The organism is Pseudomonas sp. SB113 (assembly GCF_040754745.1).
In the GTDB taxonomy this organism is placed as follows: domain Bacteria; phylum Pseudomonadota; class Gammaproteobacteria; order Pseudomonadales; family Pseudomonadaceae; genus Aquipseudomonas; species Aquipseudomonas grimontii.
This window is the reverse complement of record NZ_JBFMHW010000028.1, coordinates 49566-75913: the sequence shown is the minus strand read 5'-3', so window position 1 is coordinate 75913 and position 26348 is coordinate 49566. Positions and strand designations below refer to the sequence as shown.

Genomic DNA, 26348 nt, shown 5'->3' with positions numbered 1-26348 from the left:
TGGCGCCGGGCAACAGCGGCAGGTCCGTACTGATTTGCAGGTGGCAGGGAATGCCGTGGCTGGCCTGCCACTGCGTGACCAGCATCGAAAACGCCTCGGCCATCGGCAGGTGTTGCAGGGCCACCGGATAGAGGTCGTGGACCAACGCCCTGAAGCCGTGCTGCAAGTGCTCGCAGTGATCCTCCAGTTGCGCCACCGTCGACGCCAACAGATGCGGCTGATCGGTGACCAGCCGCAACAGGCAGGCCTGGGCGCGAATGCCGGCCAGGTATTGGCCGAGGTCATCGTGCAGGGTCTGGGCCAGGTGGGTGCGCTCCTGCTCCTGCACCGCCAGCAGGGTCTGGGTGAGCCGGGTGTTATCGGTGCGCGCCTGCTCCAGGGCGTCGGTCATGCGGTTGAAGTGCAGCGCCAGTTGCCGTGCTTCCGGCGCGCCTTCACTGCGCAGGCGCACGTTGAGCTGGCCGGCGCACACCTGTTGCAGCGCGCGCAGCAATTCATCCAGCACGCCCATGCCACGGCGCACCGCCCAGCGGATGGTCAACAGGCTCAGTATCAAGGCCAGGGCGCACAGGCCCAGCAGTTGTTGCAGGGAGTCCCAGACCTCGTCGATTTCATCCCGTGGGTCAACGGCGATGGACACGCGCCGACCGTCCGGCAAGTCGAGCACCTGGGCACTGTGCCGCGCCTCGGCAAACAGCAGGCGCCCGAGCCAGGCGTCCAGCCCGTCCGGGGCCGGCGTTTGCGCGGTGGCGCCGCTCGCCAGCCAGTGCACCCGCACATGACGCAAACTCGCCGTGAGGTGGGGTTGCAGGCTGGCCGGGTCGCGCTCGGCGGTTTCGCTCAGGTAGTGCACCACCGCTTCGGCCGATTGCAGCTCGCGCTCCACATCGGCCAGGGCCTGGTGCAGCAACAGCGCGGCGCAGGCGCCGGTCACCAGGGCGAAGAAGCCGCACACCCACAGGTTGATGCGCCACAGGGCCGACAGGCCAGACCGGGTGGTGAAGACGCGCATGCTCGTGTCACTCCTGTGAATAAGACCGGTAGGGATCCATGCTAAGACCGCACCCGCTGCGCGTGGCTACTACCTTGGTACTGCCCCAGCGCTACTTTCTGCATATTTGCAGCGACGTTCAGGGTTCCTATGCTGGCGCTACCTGTCATGGAGTGCCTTATGCGCCAGCTCGCCCCCTACGCCGTGATCTGCCTGCTGGCGATCGCCTGGGCCGCCACCGGCCAGGCCGCCGAAGCGCCCTTGCAGGTGCAGCTCGGCTACCTGGGTTATCGGCCCGATCCGGGCCCGCTGCTGTCGAATGTGATTGCCGAGCCCGCCGATGCCGGGCAGCGCGGCGCTGAATTGGCGATCATCGACAGCAACAGCACCGGCGCTTTTCTCAACCAGCGCTACAGCCTGACCAGCGCCACGGTTGACACCCCAGACGCCCTGCTTGCCGCCGCTCAGGCCCAGCATGCCCAGGGCCTGCGCCTGTTCGTAGTGAACGCGCCCGCCGCCAGCCTGCGCCAACTCAGCGCGGCGTTGCCCGACAGCCTGCTGTTCAACGCCGGCAGCCCGGATGACCGCCTGCGCAGCACCGACTGCCTGGGCAACGTGCTGCATACGCTGCCCAGCCGCGCGATGCTCGCCGATGCGCTGGCGCAGTTCCTGGTCGTACGCAAATGGCAGAAAGCGCTGTTGATCGTCGGCCCCACCGAGGATGACCAGGCCTACGCCGCCGCCCTGCGTCGCGCCGCCAAACGCTTCGGCGTGCAACTGGTGGCGGAAAAAGCCTGGCGTTTCGATAACGACCAACGCCGCAGCGCCCAGGCAGATATGCCGCTGTTCACCCAGACCGCCGAATACGACGTGGTGCTGGTGGCCGACGAGCGAGGCGACTTCGGTGAGTACGTGCCCTACCAGACCTGGTACCCGCGCCCCGTCGCCGGTACCCAGGGCCTGACGCCCACCGGCTGGCACAAAACCGTCGAGACCTACGGCGCCGCCCAGTTACAAAAACGCTTCGAGGCCCTGGCCGGACGCTGGATGAACGACCGCGACTTCGCCGCCTGGATGGCCGTGCGCAGCGTCGCCAGTGCAGTGAGCAAGTTGCGCCAGGTCGAGCCCATGGCGATCCGCGATGTGGACATCAGCGAGCAACTGCCCCTGGATGGTTTCAAGGGCCGCAAGCTCAGCTACCGCGCCTGGAACGGCCAACTGCGCCAACCGATTCCCATCGTGCAGCCCCGCGCGCTGGTCAGCACCTCGCCCCAGGACGGTTTCCTGCACCCCACCAACGAAATGGACAGCCTGGGCTATGACAAACCCGAGGTGACCTGCCGCTTCCCTTGATTGCCTCGCCACAATAATAAGGAATCCGCCATGCGCCGCACCCTGCTCTCATGCGCCCTGCTGCTTGCCACCGGGCACGCCGTGGCCAGTACCGCCTGGGTCTCCAACGAAAAAGACAACAGCCTGAGCCTGATCGACATGCAGACCCTGCAAGTCACCGACACCCTCAAGGTCGGCCAGCGCCCACGGGGCCTGTTGCTGTCCCACGACAACAAGCTGCTGTACATCTGCGCCAGCGACTCGGACCGCGTGCAGGTGATGGACGTGGCCACGCGCAAGATCATCAAGGAACTGCCCTCCGGCAAAGACCCCGAGCAGTTCGCCCTGCACCCCAATAACCGCTGGCTGTACGTCTCCAACGAAGACGACGCGCTGGTCACCGTGATCGACACCGAGACCTCCAAGGTGCTCGGCCAGATCAACGTCGGCGTCGAACCCGAAGGCATGGCCGTGAGCCCGGATGGCAAGTGGGCGGTGAACACCAGCGAAACCACGAACATGCTGCACTGGATCGACACCAGCACCCAGACCCTGGCCGACAGCACCCTGGTGGACCAGCGCCCGCGCTTCGTCGAGTTCAACCACGATGGCTCGCAGCTGTGGGCCTCGGCGGAAATCGGCGGCACCGTGACCATCCTCGACGTGGCCAGCCGCGCGATCCTCAAGACCCTGACCTTCAAGATCAAGGGCGTGCACCCGGACAAGGTACAGCCGGTGGGGATCAAGCTCAGCGCCGACGGCAAGTACGGTTTCGTCGCCCTCGGCCCGGCCAACCATGTGGCGGTGATCGACGCCAAGACCTTCGAGGTCCTCGACTACCTGTTGGTGGGCCGCCGCGTGTGGCAGATGGCATTTACCCCGGACGAGAAACAGTTGCTCGCCACCAACGGCGTGAGCGGTGATGTGTCGGTGATCGATGTGGACAGCCTCAAGGTGATCAAGTCGGTGAAAGTCGGGCGTTATCCGTGGGGCGTGGTGGTCACGCCATGAACGCCCTGGAGGTGCGCGACCTGAGCTTCGCCTATGGCGCGCGGCAGGCCTTGTGCGAGGTGAGTTTCAGCCTGGCGCCGGGGCGTTTTGCGGCGTTGCTGGGGCCCAATGGCGCCGGTAAATCGACCTTGATTGCCTTGCTGACGCGGCTGTATGACCTGCAAAGCGGCGACATTCGCGTGGGCGGTCATTCCCTGCGCGATGCGCCGCGTGCGGCCCTTACGCAACTGGGTGTGGTGTTCCAGCAAAGCACCCTGGACCTGGATTTGAGCGTGGAGCAGAACCTGCGCTACCACGCCGCGCTGCATGGTTTATCGCGGCGCCAGACCGACCTGCGCGTAGCCGCCGAACTGGCACGCCAGGCCCTCACGGAACGGCGCCGGGAAAAAGTCCGCGAGCTCAACGGCGGGCATCGGCGCCGGGTGGAAATCGCCCGGGCGTTGCTGCATGAGCCGCGCTTGCTGCTGTTGGATGAAGCCAGCGTCGGCCTCGACCCGGCCAGCCGCCTGGCGCTGAACCAGCACGTGCGCAGCCTGTGCCTCGAACACGGCATCAGCGTGCTGTGGACCACCCACCTGCTCGATGAAGTCCAGGCCGACGATGCGTTGATGATCCTGCATCAGGGCCGCCTGGTGGCCAGCGGGCAAGTCGATACGCTGATCCTGGAACAAGGCGGCGACCTCGGCAGTGTGTTCGCGCGCTTGACGCGCCCCACCACGACGGGAGCTGCGGCATGAACGCTTACTGGCAATGCCTGCGGGGCATCGTGCTGCGCGAGTGGCTGCGGTTTGTGTTGCAGCGCACGCGGTTTCTCAGTGCGCTGGTGCGCCCGTTGCTGTGGTTGCTGGTGTTCGCCGCCGGGTTTCGCGCCGCGTTGGGCATCTCGGTGATCGAACCCTACGACACCTACATCCCCTACGAGGTGTACATCATCCCGGGGCTGGCCTGCATGATCCTACTGTTCAACGGCATGCAGGGCTCCCTGTCGATGGTCTACGACCGCGAGATGGGCAGCATGCGCGTGTTGCTGACCAGCCCGTTGCCGCGCACGTTTTTGCTGTGCAGCAAGCTGTTGGCCACGGCGCTGATTTCGCTGTTGCAGGTGTATGGGTTCCTGGCGATTGCCTGGGTGTACGGCGTGCAACCGCCGGCCATGGGGCTATTGATCGCCCTGCCGGCGTTGCTGCTGGTGGCCTTGATGCTGAGCGCCCTGGGCCTGTTGCTGTCGAACGCGATTCGCCAGTTGGAGAACTTTGCCGGGGTGATGAACTTCGTGATCTTCCCGCTGTTTTTCCTGTCGTCGGCGTTGTACCCGTTGTGGAAGATGCGCGACTCCAGCGAATGGCTGTACTGGCTGTGCGCGGTCAACCCGTTTACCCACGCCGTCGAACTGGTGCGTTTTGCCCTGTACGAACGCTTCGCCGGCTTGGCCCTGGCGGTGTGCCTGGGCTTGACCTTGTTGTTCGCGGTGTTGGCGGTGCTGACCTTCAATCCCCAGCATGCGGCGTTGCGCAAAAAAGGCTGAAGACAGGGAAACTACTACTTTGGTACTGGTTTTCCTGTCTATCGTCGCATTCCCAAGGGCCCGGGACTCACGTGTAATGCGCGCATAACGATAAGGATTGCCCTGCCATGCTGTATGCCCGACCGCCTCTGTTGGCACTGCTGTGCCTGTTCGTCGCTAACGTCCAGGCCGACACCCCACTGTTTTCCGCCGACGGCTACCGCATCAGCCTGTACCGCAGCCCCACGCCCGACCACCTGCCAGGCGCCACGATTGTCGACACTGCGGCCCTGCAAACCCTGCTCAACCAAAGCCCTGCGCCGGTGCTGATCGATGTGTACCGCCGCCAGTGGCTGCAAGGCCGCTTCATCGAAGACCAGCCCCACGCCAACCTGCCCGGCAGCCACTGGCTGGCCAATACCGGCGACGGCGACCTGACGCCGGAGTGGCAAAGCTATTTCGTGCGCCATTTGTATGCCTACAGTGGCGGCGACCTCAAGCGACCGTTGGTCTTCTATTGCCGCTCCGATTGCTGGCTGAGTTGGAACGCGGTAAAACGTGCCGCCAACCTCGGCTATACCTCTGTGTACTGGTATCGCGACGGTCTGGATGCCTGGGAAGCGGCAAAGCTGCCGGTGACGGTCGCCCAACCCGAGCCATTTCAAACATCACAATAAGAAAGGTGAACGGCCATGTACAAAATCCTGATTGCCGACGATCACCCACTGTTTCGCGAAGCGATCCATAACGTCATCAGCGACGGCTTCCCCGGCAGCGAAGTGATGGAAACCGCCGACCTCGACAGCGCCCTGGCGCTGACCCAGGAACACGACGACCTCGACCTGATCCTGCTCGACCTGAACATGCCCGGCATGCACGGCCTCAATGGCCTGATCAACCTGCGCAACGAAGCGCCGACCATACCCGTGGTGATCGTTTCGGCCGAGCAGGACAAGCAGATCGTGCTTCAAGCCATCACCTACGGCGCCGTGGGTTTTATCACCAAGTCCTCACCGCGCCTGCAAATGACCGAGGCGATCCAGCAGATCCTCAACGGCAACGTGTACCTGCCGCCGGACATCATCCGCACCCAAAAGCCCGGCACCCAGCGGCGCCTCAACGAAAACCCCGGCTTCGCCCCCGAACTGCTGCAAGCCCTGACACGCAAGCAATTGCTGGTGCTGGAACGCATGACCAAGGGCGAGTCGAACAAACAGATCGCATACACGCTGGAGATCGCCGAGACCACGGTAAAGGCCCACGTGTCGGCGATCTTGCGCAAGTTGAACGTGCACAACCGGGTGCAGGCAATCCTCAGTGCCGGGGATATCGATTTCGGCTCGTACCTGCGGCGCTGATCCTCCTGACTCAACACCGGTCAAAGGTGGGAGGGGGCTTGCTCCCGATAGTTGTGGACCAGTCAACACCTTCTTGACTGAAACACCGCCATCGGGGGCAAGCCCCCTCCCACACTGGATCTCCGTTTTGTCAGGGCCGACCGAGCAGGTGGCTCATGGCGGTCTTGAGTTTCATCGGGCCCATCTGCGCCACCCATTTTCCTGACACAACACCGGCCAACGGTGGGAGGGGGCTTGCTCCCGATAGCTGTGGACCAGTCGGCATCTACTTGGCTGAACCACCGCCATCGGGAGCAAGCCCCCTCCCACACTGGATCTCCGTTTGTCAGGGCCGACCGAGCAGGTGGCTATGGCGGTCTTGAGTTTCATCGGGCGCATCTGCGCCACCCATTTTCCTGACTCAACACCGGTCAAAGGTGGGAGGGGGCTTGCTCCCGATACCTGTGGACCAGTCAACACCTTCTTGACTGAAACACCGCCATCGGGGGCAAGCCCCCTCCCACACTGGATCTCCGTTTGTCAGGGCCGACCGAGCAGGTGGCTATGGCGGTCTTGAGTTTCATCGGGCCCATCTGCGCCACCCATTTTCCTGACACAACACCGGTCAAAGGTGAGAGGGGGCTTGCTCCCGATAGCTGTGGACCAGTCGGCATCTACTTGACTGAACCACCGCCATCGGGAGCAAGCCCCCTCTCACACTGGATCTCCGTTTGTCAGGGCCGACCGAGCAGGTGGCTCATGGCGGTCTTGAGTTTCATCGGGCGCATCTGCGCCACCCATTTTCCTGACTCAACACCGGCCAACGGTGGGAGGGGGCTTGCTCCCGATAGCTGTGGACCAGTCGGCATCTACTTGGCTGAACCACCGCCATCGGGAGCAAGCCCCCTCCCACACTGGATCTCCGTTTTGTCAGGGTCGACCGAGCAGGTGGCTATGGTGGTTTTGAGTTTCATCGGGCCCATCTGCGCCACCCATTTTCCTGACACAACACCGGTCAAAGGTGGGAGGGGGCTTGCTCCCGATACCTGTGGACCAGTCGGCATCTACTTGGCTGAACCACCGCCATCGGGAGCAAGCCCCCTCCCACACTGGATCTCCGTTTGTCAGGGCCGACCGAGCAGGTGGCTCATGGCGGTTTTGAGTTTCATCGGGCGCATCTGCGCCACCCATTTTCCTGACTCAACACCGGCCAACGGTGGGAGGGGGCTTGCTCCCGATAGCTGTGGACCAGTCAACACCTTCTTGACTGAAACACCGCCATCGGGAGCAAGCCCCCTCCCACACTGGATCTCCGTTTTGTCAGGGCCGACCGAGCAGGTGGCTCATGGCGGTCTTGAGTTTCATCGGGCGTACCGGTTTGTGCATCAAGGTGTGCCCCAACTCACGGATCTGCAGCTTCAACTCGTTACTGTAGTTGGCGGTGATCATCAGTGCCGGGATCGCGCGGCCGCGGCGTCCATTGATGCGGGCGACGGCGTCGACGCCGTTCTGGTCGTTGTCGAGGTGGTAGTCGGCGATCAGCAAGTCCGCTTCGGCATGGTAGTTGTCCACCTGGCGTGCCAGGTCTTGCTCGGACAATGCCGTGATCACCTGGCAGCCCCAGCCTTCCAGTAAGGTGCGCATCCCTGCGCAGATCGCCGCGTCGTTATCCAGCACCCACACCCGCGCGCCTTGCAGGCGTTCGAGCATCGGTTCGCTCATGGCCAGCATCGGCAGCGACTTGGGCGCAGTGGCGCTCAACGGCACCTCCACCGAGAACATCGACCCCTTGCCCGGCCAGGATTTGACGCTGATGCGATGCCCAAGAATCCCGGCGATCTTTTCCACAATCGCCAGGCCCAGGCCCAGCCCACGGTCCTGGTCGGGCCGCTGCACATCGCCGCGCTTGAACTCCTGGAAAATCTCTTCCAGACGCTCCTCGGCGATGCCCATGCCGCTGTCCCACACCTGGATCAACAAACGCTGATGCTGGCGGCGACAGCCCAGCACCACGCGCCCTTTGTAGGTGTAGCGAATCGCATTGCTCAGCAGGTTGCGCAGAATCCGCGCCAGCAACTGAATATCGCTGCGCACCAGCGCCGAGCAGCCGACAAAATGCAGCGCCAGGCCTTCGCTGCGGGCCAATTCGGTGTACTCGGCGGCCAGGTTGTCGAGCAATTCACTCAGGGCAAACGGCGCGATGTCGGCCTTGATCACCCCGGCATCCAGCTTGGAGATATCCACCAGGGTGCCCAACAGGTTTTCCACGTCTTCCAGGGAGTTGCTCACGTTGCGCACCAACGTTTCGCTGGGACGCTCCAGCAGTGCGCTGGTAAACAGACGCGCCGCATTCAAAGGTTGCAGCAAGTCATGGCTGACGGCGGCGAGGAATTTGGTTTTCGACAGGTTGGCCTGCTCGGCCTCGAGCTTGGCTTCACGCAGGCGCGCTTCCATGCGGCGGCGCTCGTCGATCTCCTGCAATAACTGGTCGTTGAGCGCGGTGAGTTCCGAGGTGCGCTGGGCCACGCGCTGCTCCAAATGCTGATAGGCCTGGTGCAGGGCTTCGGCGGTACGGCGGCGTTCGGTGATGTCGCGGATCAGTACGAAGATCCCCACCACTTCGCCGCTGGCCAGCATGTTCGGCACATAGGAGCGCAGCATGTAGCGCTCCTGGTTATTGATGTTGGTCTCGGCGAATTCAAAGGTCACGCTTTCCCCGGCCAGGGCACGGGAGACGTAGGCATCCAGGCGCTGGCAATGCTGCTCGCTGTGGACTTCACGCAGGCTCTGGCCGAGCATCATGCCGCGCGGCCAGCAATACCATTCTTCATAGACTTTATTGGTGAATTCGTAGACCAGGTCGGCATTCAGGTAGCCGATCAGGGCCGGGACGTTATCGGTGATCAGGCGAATCCAGCGTTCGCTTTCCTGGGCCTTTTGCGCCGCCGCCTGTTCGCCGCGCAGGGTTTCGGCGCGCAGCCGGGCGTTGATCAGCAAGTGGTTGCTGGCCTTGAGTTCGGCCATCGCCTGGTTCAGCGCGTCGGTGCGTTCGCGCACTTGCTCGGCCAGCACCACCGAATGCTGAAAGGTGGTGTAAGGATTGTTGCCCTGGGCCATGCCGGACTCGATGCGCTCGATCAGCGCCGCGTTGATCCGTGCCAGCTTGTGGTTGTCCTGTTGCAGTTGGGCAACCTGGGCGAGCAGTTCAGCGCCGGCCTCGGGCAATGGCGACCCCGGTGAAGGTCTGGTTGATATGCATGCCATTGAACTGTTCTCCGTAGGTGTTGAAGCCCATCACCCGCTGGTCGCGCAGGAAGCCGCCGATCTGTTCCAGATTGTCACTGTCTTCCAGCTCCAGGCGGCGCAGGAAGCAGTCGCAGCCGATGGTCAACAGCAGGTCGCCAAGGCGTGATTGAAGGCCGTCGAACAGGGTTCGCAGGTTCGGCAAGATCGGCCCGGGTTTCATCACGGTGAGAACGATGCCGTTTTCCACCGCACAGTAGAAACTCAGGCTGAGGTCGTCGTGCACTTGCTGGATCGCCCGCACGTAATACTGGTCGTGGATGCGCACCGCCAACGGGTGCGCCGCGAAAACGCGGTGATCGAGGTCGGCCACGGCCACGCCGATATGCCGCGCGTACTCTTCGGCGGCGGGTTCGGCGTTGAGCTCGAAGACCCGGCGTGACGGGCTGTCGGCGCCGGTCACCACCAGTTTTTCGCTGCGCGGCAGGATGTGGTGGGTGGTGAACACCTCGAAATCCAGCCAGGTATTGACCAGCACCACCACCGCCGCGCCGCTGTGGAAGGCGCCGTTGAAGTACACGTGGGTGTGGGTGAGGAAGTTGTCGTCGCCGGCCGAACCGCCAAAATGCGGAATGTCGCCAAGCGCCGCGCTGAGGGCGGCGAGCACCACCTCTTCGCGGCTGGACAGGCCATCGAGCAGGGTCAGAGCGAAGGTGTTGCCCTTGATCGGCGCCAGGGTGTTGCTGCGGCAACCGCCGACCAGACGTTCGACCATCTGCTGGGCGTCGATCAGGCTGAAGTGTTCCACCTGGTCGATCAGCTCCGTGGCGATGGAAAAGTGCGCGTGGTTGAAGCCCATCGCCGTCACGCAATTGCGGCCGTAGCCTTGGGGCGTGATCTCGCCGGCGCTGGTGCAGCCCACCACGCGTACGTTGCCGAAACATTCTTGCAGGGCGTGGCCCAGGGTCTGCAGGTCGTAGGACGCCGAGCAGAAAAACAGCACGAAACCCAGGTACGGATGCAACAGTTGCCGCGCCAACTCCTCGGCGGCTTGCCCGGCATCGGTGGCCTGGGACATGGCACTGACTACGCCTTCACTGTTATGCATCGTTACCTCCCCCTCTGAGGCATGAGTGTACGAAGGGTGGAGGGTGGGACCTATGCTACTTGGGTACTGGGTGGGGGGATGCGATGGGATGAATTGCTCAAAACAATGGAGATTCAAATGTGGGAGGGGGCAAGTCGAATCGTCGCACCGCCCCTCCCACATTTGGATTGCATTTCAGGTTCAGAGCACGGCGTTGACCAGCATGCCGACCGCCACCAGCACACACAGGCTGGCAAACCCCACCTGCAAGGTGCGTGCGGCAATCACCGAGCACAGGCGCCGGCCGATCAGAATGCCGACGATACTCGCCGCGATGAACACCCAGCCCACGGGTTCGATACGCACCCCGGCATGGAACGCGCCGGCCACGCCGATCAGCGAAATCAGGCTGATCACCATCAGCGACGTGGCGACGATGCCGCGCATCTGCACGTCGGTGAGTTGCTTGAACGCCGGTACGATCAAAAAACCGCCGCCGACCCCGAGCAAGCCCGAGACCGCCCCCGTCACCGCGCCCAGTGCGGCCAGGGTGGCGCTGCATTTGGCGGTCCAGGCCAGGCGCCCGGTCTGTTGATTGAGCATGCAGTTCTTCTGGCCCCAGGACGCCGCGCCATGGTCACTCGGCCCGGCCTCGAGCTTTTCGCGCTGCAGCATGCGCCAGGCCACCAGCACCATCAGCGCACTGAACAGGCCCATCAGCACCGGCTCCGGCAGTTGGTGGGCGAGAAACACCCCCAGCGGCGAAAACAACGCACCGAGCAACGCGATCAACAGCGCGGCGCGGTAACGCACCAGGCCGTGGCGCAAGCCGTCAATCGCACCGACGGCCGCTGCCGCCCCCACCGCAAGCAACGACACCGGCGCAGCCTGGGTCATCGTCAAGCCCAACCCCAGCACCAACGCCGGCACCCCGAGGATGCCGCCGCCCGCGCCGGTCAGGCCCATGACCAGGCCCATCAACATGCCCAACACACTGGCCAGCAACATTCAGTCCACCTTGCTCAGACGGGTCAGCCACTCGCGGCCCTTGAGCATGCCGTTCCAGTAGAACCACGGCAGCCAGGTCGCCTTGAGAAACCACATCGAACGGCGTGCCCGGGTCGGGTCGAGGGGAAAGGTCGGCAGCAACTTGCCGCCGTAGCCGAACTCGGCCAGTACCACCTTGCCCTTTTCCACCGTCAGCGGGCACGAACCATAGCCGTCGTACTTGAGCGGCAGCGGCGCCTGCCTGCGCAGGGCCAGCAGGTTTTCGGCGACCACCACGATTTGCTTGCGCACCGCGGCGGCGGTCTTGGCATTGCTGGTGCCGCACACATCGCCCAGGCCGAAGATCTGCGGGTAGCGCAGGTGTTGCAGGCTGTGGGGGTTCACCTCGCACCAGCCGGCAGCGTCGGCCAGCGGGCTTTGGCGGATAAAGTCCGGGGCAACTTGCGGCGGCACCACGTGCAGCAGGTCGAAGGATTTTTGCTCGCGCGTGACGTTGCCCTCGGCATCCTTCACCTCGAACCAGGCCGTGCGCGCCGGGCCGTCGACCTTGACCAGGTTGGCGTTGAACGCCAGGCGCGCGTTGTATTTTTCCACGTACTTCATCAACGGCGGCACAAAAGTCGCCACGCCGAACAGCGCCGCGCCGGCCAGGTTGAATTCGACGTCGATGTGTTTGAGGTCGCCCTGCCTGAGCCAGTGATCGCAGGACAGGTACATGGCCTTCTGCGGCGCACCCGCGCATTTGATCGGCATGGCCGGCTGGGTAAAAATCGCCTTGCCGCCCTTGAGTTGCTGCACCAGTTGCCAGGTGTAGGCTGCGCTTTCGTAGCTGTAATTGGAGGTGACGCCGTGCTGGCCCAGGGTCTCTTCCAGGCCTTCGACCTTCTCCCAGGCCAGGCGCAGGCCGGGGCAGACGATCAGGTTGTTCCAGCTGACGCGCTGGCCGCTGTCGAGCACCAGGGTGTGCTCGTCCGGCAGCAGTTCGGTGACGGCGGCCTGCACCCAGGTGACGCCATTGGGCAGCACGTCGGCCAGGGGCCGTCGGGTCTTTTTCAGGTCGTAGGCACCGCCGCCGACCAGGGTCCAGGCCGGCTGGTAGCAGTGATGGTCGCTGGGTTCGATAAGGGTGATGTTCAGGTCGGGGTCGCGCTTGAGCAGGCTGGCCAGCAGGCCGATGCCTGCCGAACCGCCGCCGATGACGACGATATCGCCACTGATGGTTGGCCCCCAGTGTTGGTCGGTCATGGTCTATTGCCTTTTATCGTCAATGCACACAAGGGTCGCTGCCGTATGGCGTCACGCCCAGCTTTTTATCACCGCGCCGCAGTAAAGACCGGACAGGGTTTTCATCACTTGGATCACTTCGTGGCTGGCCAGCCCGTAGAAGATGTACTTGCCCTCGCGACGGGTGGCGACCAGCCCTTCGTCACGCAGGATGCCCAACTGCTGTGACAGTGTGGGCTGGCGTACGCCGGTCATGGTTTCCAGCTCGCCGACGTTGCGTTCGCCCTGGGTCAGTTGGCACAGAATCAACAAACGATCCTCATTGGCCAGGGCCTTGAGCAAGGCACAGGCCTTGGATGCCGACGCGCGCAACTGCGCGACTTCACCTTCACTCAGAGTAGATTCCATTTGCCTCGGGTCCTTTGCGTCACTTAAGCTCAAAACATTATGTGTAAATGTAAAGTGATTGTAATCACTTTTTTCAACATCAGGGGCAGCCGTCATGTCAGCGTTGATTCATTCCTTTCTGGACGAGGCGTCGTCGACCTACACCTACGTCGTCTATGAAACGGACGGCGGCCCCTGCGCCATCGTCGATTCGGTGCTCAACTACGACCCGGCCTCCGGACGCACCGACACCGCCCAGGCCGACAAGGTCATTGCCTTTGTGCGTGAGCACCGCTTGCAGGTGCAATGGCTGCTGGAAACCCACGCCCACGCCGACCACCTGTCGGCCGCGCCGTACCTGCGCCGCACCCTGGGCGGCAAGATCGCCATCGGCCAATGCATCAGCAAGGTGCAGGACGTGTTCAAGCACCTGTTTAACCTGGAGCCGGCATTTCGCGTCGATGGCTCGCAGTTCGATCACCTGTTTGCGCCGGATGAAATCTTCCACATCGGCAACATCAAGGCCCAGGCCCTGCACGTGCCCGGGCATACCCCGGCAGACATGGCCTACTTGATCGACGACCGCTTGATCCTGGTCGGTGACACCCTGTTCATGCCCGATGTCGGCACCGCCCGCTGCGACTTCCCCGGCGGCGATGCGCGCCAGTTGTATGCGTCGATGCGCAAGCTATTGGCCTTTGCCCCCGACACCCAACTGTACGTGTGCCATGACTACCCGCCCGAAGGTCGCGAGACCAAATGCCTGACCACCGTGGCGGAACAACGCGCGGGCAATATTCATGTGCATGACGGGGTGGATGAAGCGGCGTTCGTGGCGATGCGCACCCAACGCGATGCCGGGCTGGGGATGCCCACGCTGTTGTTGCCGGCGATCCAGGTGAATGTGCGGGCCGGCCATATGCCGCCAGCGGAGGAGAACGGGGTGGTGTACTTGAAGATTCCGTTGAACCAGCTCTAAAGCCGTCCTGCATGGCGTCCATGCCGTTCCATGCTCCGGGGCGTTGCGCAGGTGCGATCAGGCTACGGCAAATTTCGACACGACCTGCTTGAGATCCACCGCCAGCCTCGACAGCTCTTGGCTGGCGATCGACGTCTGGCCGGCCGCCGAAGAACTCTGGATGGAAAGATCACGGATGCTGATCAGGTTCTGGTCCACCGAGCGGGCCACATGGGCCTGTTCCTCGGAGGCCGTGGCGATCAACAGGTTGCGCTCATTGATGTCGGTAATGGCTTCGGTGATCTGAGTAATCGCCAGGCCCGCTTCATGGGCGATCTTCAAGGAATCCACCGCTTCGTTGCGGTTGACGGCCATGGAAGACACCGCTTCGCTGGAGCACGTCTGGATCTTCGCGATCATCTGCTCGATTTCCTGGGTCGAGCTCTGTGTTCTATGGGCCAGTGCCCGCACTTCGTCGGCCACCACCGCAAAGCCGCGGCCCTGCTCCCCTGCCCTGGCTGCTTCAATGGCGGCGTTCAAGGCCAGCAGGTTGGTTTGCTCGGCAATCGAGCGGATCACTTCAACCACTCGGGCAATATCCTGTGCCTGCTTGGCCAACCCTTCGACTTCGACGCCGGTCTGCTGCACCGTGGCGCTGAGCTTCTCGATTGAGGCGATGGTTTGCGTCACGCGCTCCTGGCCGATTTTGGCCGAGCGATGGGAGTCCTGCGTGGACTGGGAAGCCGATACCGCATTGCGCGCTACTTCTTCCACGGCCGCGGTCATTTCGTTAACTGCCGTGGCGGCCTGATCGGTTTCCATGCTTTGACGTTCAATACCGGCACTGGACTCGCGGGTGATGGCGCTCATCTCCTCGGCCGCCGCAGCCAATTGCCCGGACGCCTCCGAGATATGCTGCAAGGTACTTTTCAGGTTCATCTGCATGGACGCCGTGGACCGTTGCAACGCGGTCAGCTCGTCATTGCCATTGATGGCAATCGCCACGCGCAGATCGCCGTCGGCAATCTTGCCGGTCGATACCAACAATTCACGCACCGGAGTAATGATGCTGCGGGTAAACAGGCTTGCAACCACGACGGTGATCAGCAAGGAGGCGCCCATCAATATCCAGGTGAACAGGCGCGCCGCGTCATATTCGCTGGAAGCCACCTGCACCGCCGCCTTGGAGCCCTGTTCATTCAGCGCGATCAACTCGCTGATCGAACGCTGCACAGCAACGGCAATTGGCCCGTTGACGTCACGCAAATAGGTCGACATCTGTTCAGCGGACAGGGTGGAGGCTTGCACAAGAAACTCATCCATCTTCTGGCTGTAGTTCTTTATGCCGGTCAAGGCGTCGTTGTACTTGGCCCGTTCTTCGGGGCTCGAGACTAACGGTCCATAACGCTCGGCAAGATCAAGGGCTTCCGTGCGTGTGGCTTTGAGTTTTTCCAGGGAGGCCGGATCCTGGCGGCCGATATCCATCGCATAACGACGCAGATCAAGGCGAAGTTTGTAAAAAGCCGAATCTATCTCACCCGCCAAACGAATACTGGGAAGCCAGTTACTTTCGATTTCAACTGTCGATGAATAGACTTTATCGACTTTTATCAGCGTCATTGCTCCTTGTATCAACAGTAGAAGGCACACCACACCAAAACAAAGTGTGGTACGAAAGTTCAACTTCAAGGCTCTCATGGACATCACGGCTCACCCCTTTCCTGGGCCGCGAACTTCACGGCCTGATGGGGCTAATGTGTTGAAAGGAGTGTGAAAAATACGTGACCGCTTATGCAATTTTTCATTAACTAAAAATAAAAAATCCACACTGATTATTACGTAGCTAACTATTAGGATTAGTGTGTAACCCAGGTTGAGATCAAACCATTAACCCACCCGGCGGCAACGGCAGCGCCGTCTTATAGCGCACTTGCTTGAGAGCAAAGCTGGAGCGAATGTTGGCTACGCCCGGCACCTTGGTCAGAAAGTCCATCATGAACCGCTCCAGCGACTGGATCGTCGGCACCAACACCCGGATCAGATAGTCCGGATCGCCGGCCATCAAATAGCACTCCATCACCTCGGGCCGGTCGGAAATCGCGCCTTCGAACTGCTGCAACGCCAGCTCGTTCTGCTTTTCCAGGCTCACATGGATAAACACGTTGACGTGCAGCCCCAGCAAATCGGCGTCGAGCAGCGTGACCTGCTCGCGAATCAGGCCCAGTTCTTCCATCGCCTTGACCCGGTTGAAACACGGTGTGGGCGACAGGTTGACCGAGCGGGCCAAGTCGGCGTTGGTGATCCGCGCATTCTCCTGCAGGGCGTTGAGAATGCCGATATCGGTACGGTCCAGTTTGCGCATGAGACAAAATCACCTGTTTATTATGTTTATGCAGTTTTTTTATCCGCAAATGATCGCGGACGCAATGAAACATAGATAAATATTCTTCTACGCCACGCCTATGATTGTTGTAGGACAAAATTTCTTCTACCCGAAGACTGACTGTCAGCTAGCGCGCCCACTACAAGAAATTCACAAGATCGAGCGTAGAAAGCCATGAATCAGCCGTATGCCCCACTGCGCCTGCACGTTCCCGAACCCTCGGGCCGCCCAGGCTGCAAGACCGACTTTACCTACCTGCGCCTGACCGACGCCGGCCTGGTGCGCAAACCCGCCATCGACGTAGAACCCGCCGACACCGCCGACTTGGCCAAGGGCCTGATCCGCGTGCTCGACGACCAGGGCCAGGCCCTGGGGCCGTGGGCCGAAGGGGTCTCCACGGAAATCATGCGCAAAGGCATGCGCGCCATGCTCAAGACGCGGATCTTCGACAACCGCATGGTGGTCGCCCAGCGTCAGAAGAAAATGTCGTTCTACATGCAAAGCCTCGGCGAAGAGGCCATCGGCAGCGCCCAGGCCCTGGCCTTGAACATCGACGACATGTGCTTCCCCACCTACCGCCAGCAAAGCATCCTGATGGCCCGCGACGTGCCGCTGGTGGACCTGATCTGCCAACTGCTGTCCAACGAACGCGACCCGCTCAAGGGCCGCCAGCTGCCGATCATGTACTCGGTAAAAGACGCGGGTTTCTTCACCATTTCCGGCAACCTCGCCACCCAATTCGTACAGGGTGTGGGCTGGGGCATGGCCTCGGCAATCAAGGGCGACACCAAGATCGCCTCGGCCTGGATCGGCGACGGCGCCACCGCCGAATCCGACTTCCACACCGCCCTCACCTTTGCCCACGTGTACCGCGCGCCGGTGATTCTCAACGTGGTCAACAACCAATGGGCGATTTCCACCTTCCAGGCCATCGCCGGTGGTGAAGCCACCACCTTCGCCGGACGCGGCGTCGGTTGCGGCATCGCCTCCCTGCGCGTGGACGGCAACGACTTTATCGCGGTGTACGCCGCCTCCGCCTGGGCTGCCGAGCGTGCGCGCCGCAACCTCGGGCCAACCCTGATCGAATGGGTCACCTACCGCGCCGGCCCGCACTCCACCTCGGACGATCCATCCAAATACCGCCCCGCCGATGACTGGAGCCACTTCCCGCTGGGCGATCCGATTGCCCGTCTCAAGCAGCACCTGATCAAGAGTGGCCAGTGGTCCGACGAGGAACACGCGGCGGTCAGTGCCGAACTGGAAGCCGAGGTGATCGCCGCGCAGAAACAAGCCGAACAGTACGGCACCCTGGCCGGTGGCCAGATTCCAAGCGCCGCGACCATGTTCGAAGACGTCTATAAAGAGATGCCGGAGCACTTGAAGCGCCAGCGTCAAGAGTTGGGGATCTGACATGAACGATCACAACAACAGCATCGAATTGGAAACCGCCATGACCACCACCACCATGACCATGATCCAGGCCCTGCGCTCTGCCATGGATGTGATGCTTGAGCGTGACGATAACGTGGTGGTGTTCGGCCAGGACGTGGGTTACTTCGGCGGCGTGTTCCGCTGCACCGAAGGCTTGCAGACCAAATACGGCAGCTCGCGGGTGTTCGACGCACCGATCTCGGAAAGCGGCATTATCGGCGTGGCCGTGGGCATGGGTGCCTATGGCCTGCGCCCGGTGGCCGAAATCCAGTTCGCCGACTACGTCTACCCCGCCACCGACCAGATCATCTCCGAAGCGGCGCGCCTGCGTTATCGCTCGGCCGGCCAGTTCACCGCGCCGCTGACCATGCGCATGCCCTGCGGCGGCGGCATCTACGGCGGCCAGACCCACAGCCAGAGCATTGAAGCGGTGTTCACCCAGGTCTGCGGCCTGCGCACGGTGATGCCGTCCAACCCGTATGACGCCAAGGGCCTGCTGATCGCCTCGATCGAAAACGATGACCCGGTGATCTTCCTCGAGCCTAAACGCCTGTACAACGGCCCGTTCGACGGCCACCACGACCGCCCGGTAACACCGTGGTCGAAACACCCGCAAGCGCAAGTGCCGGACGGCTACTACACCGTGCCGCTGGACGTGGCCGCCATCGTGCGTCCGGGTTCGGCCGTGACCGTGCTGACCTACGGCACCACCGTGTATGTGTCGCAAGTCGCCGCCGAAGAAACCGGCATCGACGCCGAAGTCATCGACCTGCGCAGCCTGTGGCCGCTGGACCTGGAAACCATCGTCAAATCCGTGAAGAAGACCGGCCGTTGCGTGGTGGTGCACGAAGCCACCCGCACCTGCGGCTTTGGTGCCGAGCTGGTGGCGCTGGTGCAAGAGCATTGCTTCCACCACCTGGAAGCGCCGATCGAACGCGTCACCGGTTGGGACACCCCCTACCCGCACGCGCAGGAGTGGGCGTATTTCCCAGGCCCGTCCCGAGTGGGCGCGGCGTTGAAACGGGTCATGGAGGTCTGAATGGGCACGCACGTTATCAAGATGCCGGACATTGGCGAAGGCATCGCGGAAGTTGAACTGTCGGTCTGGCATGTGAAGGTCGGTGACATGGTCGTCGAAGACCAGGTGCTGGCGGATGTGATGACCGACAAGGCGATGGTGGACATTCCCTCGCCGGTCCACGGCAAGGTGATTGCCCTCGGCGGCGAGCCGGGTGAAGTCATGGCGGTGGGCAGTATTCTGATCAGCATTGAAGTGGAAGGTGCGGGCAACGCCAACGCCAAAGATGTGCCGGTGGCGAAAGAAGCGCCCAAGGCTGCGCCCACTGTCGAGGCCAAACCTGCACCGGTGGTTGAAAGCAAGCCCGCGCCCGTCGTGACCGCACAGGCCCCCGTGGCCCGCGATGCCGACGAACGCCCCCTGGCCTCCCCCGCCGTGCGCAAGCACGCGCTGGATGCCGGGATTCAACTGCGTCTGGTACAGGGCTCCGGCCCCGCCGGGCGGATCCTGCACGAAGACCTTGACGCCTACCTGCAACAAGGGGCGCCAAAAACTTCGACGCCAGCCAACCCCTACGCCGAACGCAACGACGAAGAACAGATCCCGGTGATCGGCATGCGCCGCAAGATCGCCCAGCGCATGCAGGACGCTACCCGGCGTGCCGCGCACTTCAGCTATGTGGAAGAGATCGACGTCACCGCCCTCGACGAGCTGCGCGTGCACCTCAACGAGAAGCACGGCGCCACGCGCGGCAAGCTGACGTTGCTGCCGTTTATCGTGCGCGCCATGGTCGTGGCGTTGCGGGACTTCCCGCAGATCAATGCACGTTACGACGACGAAGCCCAGGTCATCACCCGCCTCGGCGCGGTGCATGTGGGCGTCGCCACCCAGAGCGATGTGGGCCTGATGGTGCCGGTGGTGCGTCACGCCGAAGCGCGCAGCCTGTGGGGCAATGCCGAGGAAATTGCGCGGTTGGCCAGCGCCGCGCGCACTGGCAAGGCCAGTCGCGATGAACTGTCGGGGTCGACCATTACCCTGACCAGCCTGGGCGCCTTGGGCGGGATCGTCAGCACCCCGGTGCTGAACCTGCCAGAGGTGGCCATCGTCGGCGTCAACCGTATCGTTGAGCGGCCGATGGTGATCAAGGGCCAGATCGTGATCCGCAAGATGATGAACCTCTCCAGCTCCTTCGATCACCGTGTGGTCGATGGCATGGACGCGGCGCAATTCATCCAGGCCATTCGCGGCCTGCTCGAACAACCCGCCAGCCTGTTCCTGGAGTAAGGGCATGACCCAGACATTGCATACCACGCTGCTGATTATCGGCGGCGGCCCTGGCGGTTATGTGGCCGCCATTCGCGCCGGCCAGCTGGGCATCCCGACGATCCTGGTGGAAGGCCAGGCGTTGGGCGGCACCTGCCTGAACATCGGCTGCATTCCGTCCAAGGCCTTGATTCACGTGGCCGAGCAGTTCCAGCAAACCGTGCACCACAGCCAGGGGTCCCAACTGGGAATCGAGGTGGATGTGCCGACCCTGGACATCCGCAAAAGCGTGGAATGGAAAGACGGCATCGTCGACCGCCTGACCACGGGCGTCGCCGCACTGCTTAAAAAGCACAAAGTGCAGGTGATCCATGGCTGGGCCACGGTGGTGGACGGCAAGACCGTCGACGTCGGCGACCAGCGCATCCAGTGCGAACACCTGCTGCTGGCCACCGGATCGAAAAGCGTCAACCTGCCGATGCTGCCGATTGGCGGGCCGATCATCTCCTCCACCGAAGCCCTGGCGCCAACCCGCGTGCCCAAGCGCCTGATTGTGGTGGGCGGCGGTTACATCGGCCTGGAGCTGGGGATTGCCTATCGCAAGCTCGGCGCCGAGGTCAGTGTGGTCGAGGCGCAGGACCGCATCCTGCCGGCCTACGACGCCGAGCTGACGCAGCCGGTTCACGAATCGCTCAAGCAGTTGGGCGTGAAGCTGTACCTCAAGCACAGCGTCACCGGTTTCGAGCACAACAGCCTGCAAGTGCGCGATCCGAATGGCGACACGTTGTCGCTGGCGACGGACCAGGTGCTGGTGGCCGTGGGTCGTAAACCCAATACCCAGGGCTGGAACCTCGAAGCGCTGAACCTGGAGATGAACGGCGCGGCGATCAGGATCGACAGCCGCTGCCAGACCAGCATGCGCAATGTGTATGCCATCGGCGACCTGAGCGGCGAGCCGATGCTGGCGCACCGGGCCATGGCCCAGGGCGAAATGGTTGCCGAACTGATCAGCGGTCAACACCGCGAATTCAACCCGGCGGCGATCCCGGCGGTGTGCTTTACCGACCCGGAACTGGTGGTGGTCGGCAAGACGCCCGATGAAGCCAAGGCCGCCGGCCTGGACTGCATCGTGTCGAGTTTCCCGTTTGCCGCCAACGGCCGCGCGATGACCCTGGAGTCGAAAACCGGCTTCGTACGGGTGGTGGCGAGACGTGACAATCATCTGATCGTGGGCTGGCAAGCGGTCGGCGCCGGCGTGTCCGAGCTGTCCACCGCCTTCGGCCTGAGCCTGGAAATGGGTTCGCGCCTGGAGGACGTGGCCGGCACCATCCATGCTCACCCGACCCTGGGTGAAGCGGTGCAGGAAGCTGCGTTAAGAGCGCTGGGGCATGCCTTGCACCTTTGAAGGGGGTGCTAAGGCACCGGCGAATGAAGTATTGTTGCGCCCATTCAGAAAAAAACCGACTTGACCAAAGATAGAGGGTGTCATGGGTAACGAAAGCATCAATTGGGACAAGCTGGGTTTTGACTACATCAAGACCGACAAGCGGTTTCTCCAGACCTGGAAAAACGGCGAATGGCAAACCGGCACCCTGACCGACGACAACGTGCTGCACATCAGCGAGGGCTCTACCGCCCTGCACTACGGCCAGCAGTGCTTCGAAGGCCTCAAGGCCTACCGCTGCAAGGACGGCTCGATCAACCTGTTCCGTCCGGACCAGAACGCCGCGCGCATGCAGCGCAGCTGCGCCCGCCTGCTGATGCCGCACGTCCCGACCGACGCATTCATCGACGCTTGCAAACAAGTGGTCAAGGCCAACGAGCGGTTCATCCCGCCGTACGGCAGCGGCGGCGCGCTGTACCTGCGCCCGTTCGTGATCGGTACCGGTGACAACATTGGCGTGCGTACCGCGCCGGAGTTCATCTTCTCGGTGTTCTGCATCCCGGTCGGCGCCTACTTCAAGGGCGGCCTGGTGCCACACAACTTCCAGATATCCACCTTCGACCGCGCCGCGCCACAAGGCACCGGTGCCGCCAAGGTCGGTGGCAACTACGCCGCCAGCCTGATGCCGGGCTCGGAAGCGAAAAAATCCGGTTTCGCCGATGCGATCTACCTGGACCCGATGACCCACTCGAAAATCGAAGAAGTCGGCTCGGCCAACTTCTTCGGGATCACCCACGACAACAAGTTCATCACGCCGAAGTCGCCTTCGGTGCTGCCAGGCATCACCCGCCTGTCGCTGATCGAACTGGCCCAGACCCGCCTGGGCCTGGAAGTGGTCGAGGGCGAAGTGTTCATCGACAAACTGGACCAGTTCAAGGAAGCCGGCGCCTGCGGTACTGCTGCGGTAATCTCGCCGATCGGCGGTATCCAGTACAACGGCCAGCTGCATGTGTTCCACAGCGAGACCGAAGTCGGCCCGATCACCCAGAAGCTCTACAAAGAGCTGACCGGCGTGCAGACCGGCGACGTAGAAGCGCCAGCGGGTTGGATCGTGAAGGTCTAACAGCTTCAACGCATAACCCATGTGGGAAGGGGCGGTGCGACGATTCGACTTGCCCCCGATGGCGGCCTCTGGGCCGACCATTTGCTGGGGTTGGAATGAGTACATATCCTTTGCTGCGGTAACGCCGGCTATGGGTTCCGTCCTTACGGCGGCTCACTTTTGAAAAGCGCAAAAGTAAGCAAAACGCTTCGCCCCACCACTCGGCACCTCGCCCAGGCTCGGTGTGCCCGTAATCCGACAGTGATTTGGGTGGCCGCCGCCACGCGCCATCCATGGCGCGGGGCGGCTAAACCGGCATCCCTGCCGGTTTACCCCCCAAATCACTATCGAATTCCGGCCAGCGTGGTTTAACGGGGCGCCTAAGATCAACAGCAAGATCAAGGGCGGCTCGCTTCGCATCGTGGTTAGCGTTGGCGGCTACAACGTTGTGTAGATACCCATGGCCATTGGGACATGGATATCTACACAACTTTTGCTCAACGCTGAACGCCCGGCAGATAGGGCTGTTGTGGCGAGCGGGCTTGTCCCGCGTTGGGCTGCGTAGCAGCCCCAGTAAGGAAGAACGCGGTGTATCAGACACTCTGTGGAGGCTGGTTGTGGGGCTGCTTCGCAGCCCAACGCGGGCGGTGCGACGATTCGACAAGCCCGCTCGCCACAGGGGAACTCGCCAGTCTCTGAAAATTGTGTAGATACCCATGGCCATCGGGGGCAAGCCCCCTCCCACATTTGCTCTCCGGCGTATTCAAGATTCTTTCGGAATGTTCTCGGCAATCTTCTTGCCCATGCTGATCCTCGCCTCCACCCCATACCCCAGCGCCTCGTAAAACCCCGCCACCGCATCATTGCCACCGGTGATCTGCAGGTTGATCTTCATGCAGCCCAAGGCCGTCAGTGCCTGTTCCGCATGCCGCACCAGCGAGGACCCCAGGCCATGACGCCGATAGTCGGCGTGCACAGCCACGGAATACAACCAGCCGCGATGGCCGTCGTAGCCGGCAAGAATCGTCCCGATCACGGTTTTTTTGTCGGTCGCCACGAAAAACAGCCCGTCATTGACCGCCAGTTTCTTATCGATCGCCAAGGTCGGCAGGTTATGCGCCGTGTCATAACCAAACGCCTCCTGCCATAACGCCACCACCTGCGCCCGATGCTGGCGGTCGCGGTACGGCCCGATGGGATGGCGCGACAACAGCGCCTTTTCCATCACCAACGTGCGCTCATTGCCGTGGTAGACATCGCGTACCGTGTGAAAACCCAGCTTGGTGTAGAACGGCTCGGCGGTCAGCGAAGACGGCACACTCAGCGTCGTCACCCCCGCGTCCCGCGCGCGCAGTTCGATTTCAAGCATCAGCAACCGGCCAATGCCCTGCCCTTGCAGCGCCGGGTTGACGAACACCGAGCGCACCACATTGGCATCCAACGCAGCCGTGGCGACGATCACCTGGTCCTGGACCGCCACCAGCACCACGCGGTGCTTGAGCAGCTCCAGCACCGCGTCCGGCGTGAAGTTGCTTGCCACCCGGGCAATCACATCCGCCGGATAATCCCGCGCATTGCTGCTGTGCAAGGCCGCGAGGATGACCTGGCTGATCCCTTCGGCATCGTCGGATTGGGCAAGACGTACGACGGTAGACATGATTCCTCCTGGCTGAGACAGCTATGGCAAATACCACAATACCCTCTCCCGCCTTTTGATCCCATTACAGACCCAACAGCCGATTCGGCTGTATCACCCACCTTTTCAGCTTTACCCGCTGGGCGCGCTCCTTGTTTCAGCCGGGATTCATCGGCCCGAACGCAGACAATAGCCCGACTGCCCACGCTCGCTGCGCCGAGCTACGCACAGCAGAAAACGCTCGCCGCGTTCACCGCAGCCCCTCTCGAACAACAAGGAGCCTCTCCATGACCCGCTACATCGACGTCAACGACCTCAGCTATCTGGTCGCGCAAAAAGGCCTGCAAACCTGCCTCATCGAAATGGCCGAGTACATTCGCGCCGACTACCTGCGCTGGCAGGATTTCGAGAAGTGCGCACGTCTGGCCAATCACTCCCCGGAGGGTGTGATCGAACTGATGCCGGTGTCCGACGCCTCGCTGTATGCCTTCAAGTACGTCAATGGTCACCCGAAAAACACGCTGGCGGGCATGCTCACGGTCATGGCATTCGGCGCTCTGGGCGATGTGGACACCGGCAAACCGTTGCTGCTGGCCGAAATGACCCTGACCACCGCCATCCGCACTGCCGCCACCTCGGCACTGGTGGCGCGCTATCTGGCACGTGACAACAGCCGCAGCATGGCGTTGATCGGCAACGGCTCCCAGAGTGAGTTCCAGGCCCTGGCCTTCCACGCGATGCTCGGCATCGACGAGATTCGCCTGTTCGATATCGACACCAAGGCCACCGCCAAGCTCGCAGCCAACCTCAAAGCGTTCCCGGCGATCAAGGTGATCCTCGCCGCCAGCGTGGCAGACGCTGTGAAAGGCGCGGATATCGTCACCACCGTTACCGCCGACAAAGCCTACGCCACCATTCTGACCGACGAGATGATTGAGCCGGGCATGCACCTCAACGCCGTGGGCGGCGACTGCCCGGGCAAGACCGAACTGGACCGACGCATCGTCGAGCGCGCCCGTGTGATCGTCGAGTACGAACCCCAAAGCCGCATCGAAGGTGAGATCCAGCACATGCCGCACGACTCGCCAGTGACCGAACTGTGGCAGGTGATCAACGGCCAGCTCCCTGGCCGCGAACATGCGCAACAGATCACGCTGTTCGACTCAGTCGGGTTTGCCATCGAGGACTATTCAGCCCTTCGATATGTGTTGGATGCCGCCAAGGCACTGGACCTGGGCAGCGACTTGGAACTGGTGCCCGTGTTGGCCGACCCCAAGGACCTGTTTGCCCGTTTGGCCCGCCAACCTGCCGCGCAACAGAAGAAACGCGCCTGACACGTGCAGGCCCAGTGGCAAAGTCGTGCAGACGTTGGCCAGGGAAGGCCGTACCATACTCGTCACGCAATCGACGAACGCTTGCTCCCCTTCTTCCCAACCGCTTGAAGTGAACCCATGGATACCAAGGCCAACGGACCCCACTCCGCCCCTGCGCTGGATCGCATCGATGAGGCGATCATCGAAGTACTGCGCCATCAGGGGCGTATCACCTACGAAAAGCTCTCGTCGCTGGTACACCTCACCCCCAGACCCTGCCTGGAGCGGGTGCGCAAGCTGGAGCGACGCGGAGTGATCCGTGGGTACGGCGCGATCATCGATGTGCAGATGGTCTCGCCAGGGCTGTCGCTGCTGGTGCTGGTGGCCTTGTCCAACCAGAGCGGGCGCTCGGCGCAGAAGGCCTTCGAAGCGTGTATGAAGGCTTGCCCCCAGGTGTTCGAATGCCAACTGATCAGCGGGCCGTTCGACTACAGCCTGCGCATGCGCTGCCGGGATATGGAGCACTACCGGGTGGTATCGGAGATCTGGCTGAACAATGATGAGCTGCACATCGATAAGTTGGTTGCGCATCCGGAGTTGGCGGTGGTGAAAAATACCGCCATCGAACTGGCCTGAGCCCCACTCGCCAAGCCAATGAGGATCGAATGTGGGAGGGGGCTTGCTCCCGATAGCGGTGGGTCAGTGAAAGATGAGCTGACTGACACACTGCTATCGG

Annotated in this window: 23 protein-coding genes; 14 read left to right on the top strand and 9 right to left on the bottom strand. The window is 62.4% G+C overall.

Going from position 1 to position 26348, the window contains the following annotated elements; all coding sequences use genetic code 11:
* Positions 1-985, bottom strand: a 985-nt coding sequence (locus tag AB1462_RS27045) for a histidine kinase (protein WP_367248439.1), incomplete at its 3' end; no start/stop codon positions are given.
* 186 nt (positions 986-1171) lie between these two features.
* On the opposite strand from AB1462_RS27045, the gene AB1462_RS27040 reads away from it, so the two are divergent.
* The 6 genes from AB1462_RS27040 (at position 1172) to AB1462_RS27015 (ending at position 6196) form a co-directional block, all read left to right on the top strand.
* On the top strand, positions 1172-2344 hold the full coding sequence (locus AB1462_RS27040; RefSeq protein ID WP_315339054.1) for an ABC transporter substrate-binding protein: 1173 nt from the start codon (positions 1172-1174) through the stop codon (positions 2342-2344).
* A gap of 30 nt (positions 2345-2374) precedes the next feature.
* Positions 2375-3334 (top strand): YVTN family beta-propeller repeat protein, encoded by a 960-nt coding sequence (locus tag AB1462_RS27035; protein ID WP_090406006.1) that lies wholly within the window; start codon positions 2375-2377, stop codon positions 3332-3334.
* Positions 3331-4071, top strand: coding sequence for an ABC transporter ATP-binding protein (locus AB1462_RS27030; RefSeq protein ID WP_090406008.1), 741 nt, complete (start codon positions 3331-3333; stop codon positions 4069-4071). The genes AB1462_RS27035 and AB1462_RS27030 overlap by 4 nt, the downstream gene beginning before the upstream one ends.
* Positions 4068-4859 carry an ABC transporter permease gene (locus AB1462_RS27025; protein WP_367248436.1) on the top strand — a complete coding sequence of 264 codons (792 nt, stop codon included), beginning with the start codon at positions 4068-4070 and terminating at the stop codon, positions 4857-4859. Before AB1462_RS27030 ends, AB1462_RS27025 begins: the two co-directional genes overlap by 4 nt.
* A gap of 107 nt (positions 4860-4966) precedes the next feature.
* Positions 4967-5515 (top strand): PQQ-dependent catabolism-associated CXXCW motif protein, encoded by a 549-nt coding sequence (locus AB1462_RS27020; RefSeq protein ID WP_090406014.1) that lies wholly within the window; start codon positions 4967-4969, stop codon positions 5513-5515.
* Positions 5516-5530: 15 nt separating this feature from the next.
* Positions 5531-6196: a response regulator transcription factor gene (locus tag AB1462_RS27015; protein ID WP_090406018.1), complete on the top strand. Its 666-nt coding sequence runs from the start codon at positions 5531-5533 to the stop codon at positions 6194-6196.
* A gap of 1299 nt (positions 6197-7495) precedes the next feature.
* Here the strand turns inward: AB1462_RS27015 and AB1462_RS27010 are convergent.
* The 5 genes from AB1462_RS27010 to AB1462_RS26990 all read right to left on the bottom strand — a co-directional run bounded on the left by AB1462_RS27010 (position 7496) and on the right by AB1462_RS26990 (position 13145).
* Positions 7496-9400, bottom strand: a complete 1905-nt coding sequence (locus AB1462_RS27010) for a NahK/ErcS family hybrid sensor histidine kinase/response regulator (RefSeq protein ID WP_143513915.1) — start codon at positions 9398-9400, stop codon at positions 7496-7498.
* Complete coding sequence (gene nosP, locus AB1462_RS27005; RefSeq protein ID WP_367248434.1) at positions 9381-10526, bottom strand: nitric oxide-sensing protein NosP; 1146 nt, start codon at positions 10524-10526, stop codon at positions 9381-9383. Before nosP ends, AB1462_RS27010 begins: the two co-directional genes overlap by 20 nt.
* Positions 10527-10706: 180 nt before the next feature.
* Positions 10707-11513 (bottom strand): sulfite exporter TauE/SafE family protein, encoded by an 807-nt coding sequence (locus AB1462_RS27000; protein ID WP_367248433.1) that lies wholly within the window; start codon positions 11511-11513, stop codon positions 10707-10709.
* Entirely contained in the window at positions 11514-12758 is a 1245-nt protein-coding gene (locus AB1462_RS26995; RefSeq protein WP_367248431.1) for an FAD-dependent oxidoreductase, read from the bottom strand.
* Between the two features lie 51 nt (positions 12759-12809).
* Positions 12810-13145 carry a helix-turn-helix transcriptional regulator gene (locus AB1462_RS26990; RefSeq protein ID WP_017527038.1) on the bottom strand — a complete coding sequence of 112 codons (336 nt, stop codon included), beginning with the start codon at positions 13143-13145 and terminating at the stop codon, positions 12810-12812.
* 94 nt (positions 13146-13239) lie between these two features.
* On the opposite strand from AB1462_RS26990, the gene AB1462_RS26985 reads away from it, so the two are divergent.
* A complete protein-coding gene (locus AB1462_RS26985) occupies positions 13240-14103 on the top strand; it encodes an MBL fold metallo-hydrolase (protein WP_259193236.1) in 864 nt (287 codons plus the stop codon).
* Between the two features lie 57 nt (positions 14104-14160).
* Here AB1462_RS26985 and AB1462_RS26980 read toward each other — a convergent pair whose 3' ends face one another.
* Both AB1462_RS26980 and AB1462_RS26975 read right to left on the bottom strand, forming a co-directional pair.
* Complete coding sequence (locus AB1462_RS26980) at positions 14161-15786, bottom strand: methyl-accepting chemotaxis protein (RefSeq protein WP_367248429.1); 1626 nt, start codon at positions 15784-15786, stop codon at positions 14161-14163.
* 175 nt (positions 15787-15961) lie between these two features.
* Positions 15962-16444 (bottom strand): Lrp/AsnC family transcriptional regulator, encoded by a 483-nt coding sequence (locus tag AB1462_RS26975; protein WP_027606189.1) that lies wholly within the window; start codon positions 16442-16444, stop codon positions 15962-15964.
* A 195-nt stretch (positions 16445-16639) separates the two neighbouring features.
* Here AB1462_RS26975 and AB1462_RS26970 point away from each other — a divergent pair, with 195 nt between their 5' ends.
* From AB1462_RS26970 to AB1462_RS26950, 5 genes are all read left to right on the top strand, one after another.
* Positions 16640-17875 (top strand): 3-methyl-2-oxobutanoate dehydrogenase (2-methylpropanoyl-transferring) subunit alpha, encoded by a 1236-nt coding sequence (locus AB1462_RS26970; RefSeq protein ID WP_090406042.1) that lies wholly within the window; start codon positions 16640-16642, stop codon positions 17873-17875.
* Position 17876: 1 nt separating this feature from the next.
* Positions 17877-18935 carry an alpha-ketoacid dehydrogenase subunit beta gene (locus tag AB1462_RS26965; RefSeq protein WP_032888135.1) on the top strand — a complete coding sequence of 353 codons (1059 nt, stop codon included), beginning with the start codon at positions 17877-17879 and terminating at the stop codon, positions 18933-18935.
* On the top strand, positions 18936-20198 hold the full coding sequence (locus AB1462_RS26960; protein ID WP_315339046.1) for a dihydrolipoamide acetyltransferase family protein: 1263 nt from the start codon (positions 18936-18938) through the stop codon (positions 20196-20198). It begins immediately after the preceding gene.
* 4 nt (positions 20199-20202) lie between these two features.
* A complete protein-coding gene (gene lpdA, locus AB1462_RS26955; protein WP_259193234.1) occupies positions 20203-21582 on the top strand; it encodes a dihydrolipoyl dehydrogenase in 1380 nt (459 codons plus the stop codon).
* A gap of 82 nt (positions 21583-21664) precedes the next feature.
* A complete protein-coding gene (locus tag AB1462_RS26950) occupies positions 21665-22684 on the top strand; it encodes a branched-chain amino acid aminotransferase (RefSeq protein WP_090406052.1) in 1020 nt (339 codons plus the stop codon).
* Between the two features lie 742 nt (positions 22685-23426).
* Here AB1462_RS26950 and AB1462_RS26945 read toward each other — a convergent pair.
* A complete protein-coding gene (locus AB1462_RS26945; protein ID WP_367248426.1) occupies positions 23427-24320 on the bottom strand; it encodes a GNAT family acetyltransferase in 894 nt (297 codons plus the stop codon).
* A 266-nt stretch (positions 24321-24586) separates the two neighbouring features.
* On the opposite strand from AB1462_RS26945, the gene AB1462_RS26940 reads away from it, so the two are divergent.
* Positions 24587-25633: an ornithine cyclodeaminase gene (locus AB1462_RS26940; protein ID WP_367248424.1), complete on the top strand. Its 1047-nt coding sequence runs from the start codon at positions 24587-24589 to the stop codon at positions 25631-25633.
* A gap of 117 nt (positions 25634-25750) precedes the next feature.
* Positions 25751-26248, top strand: coding sequence for an Lrp/AsnC family transcriptional regulator (locus AB1462_RS26935; protein WP_090406061.1), 498 nt, complete (start codon positions 25751-25753; stop codon positions 26246-26248).
* The last annotated feature ends 100 nt before the right edge of the window (positions 26249-26348 follow it).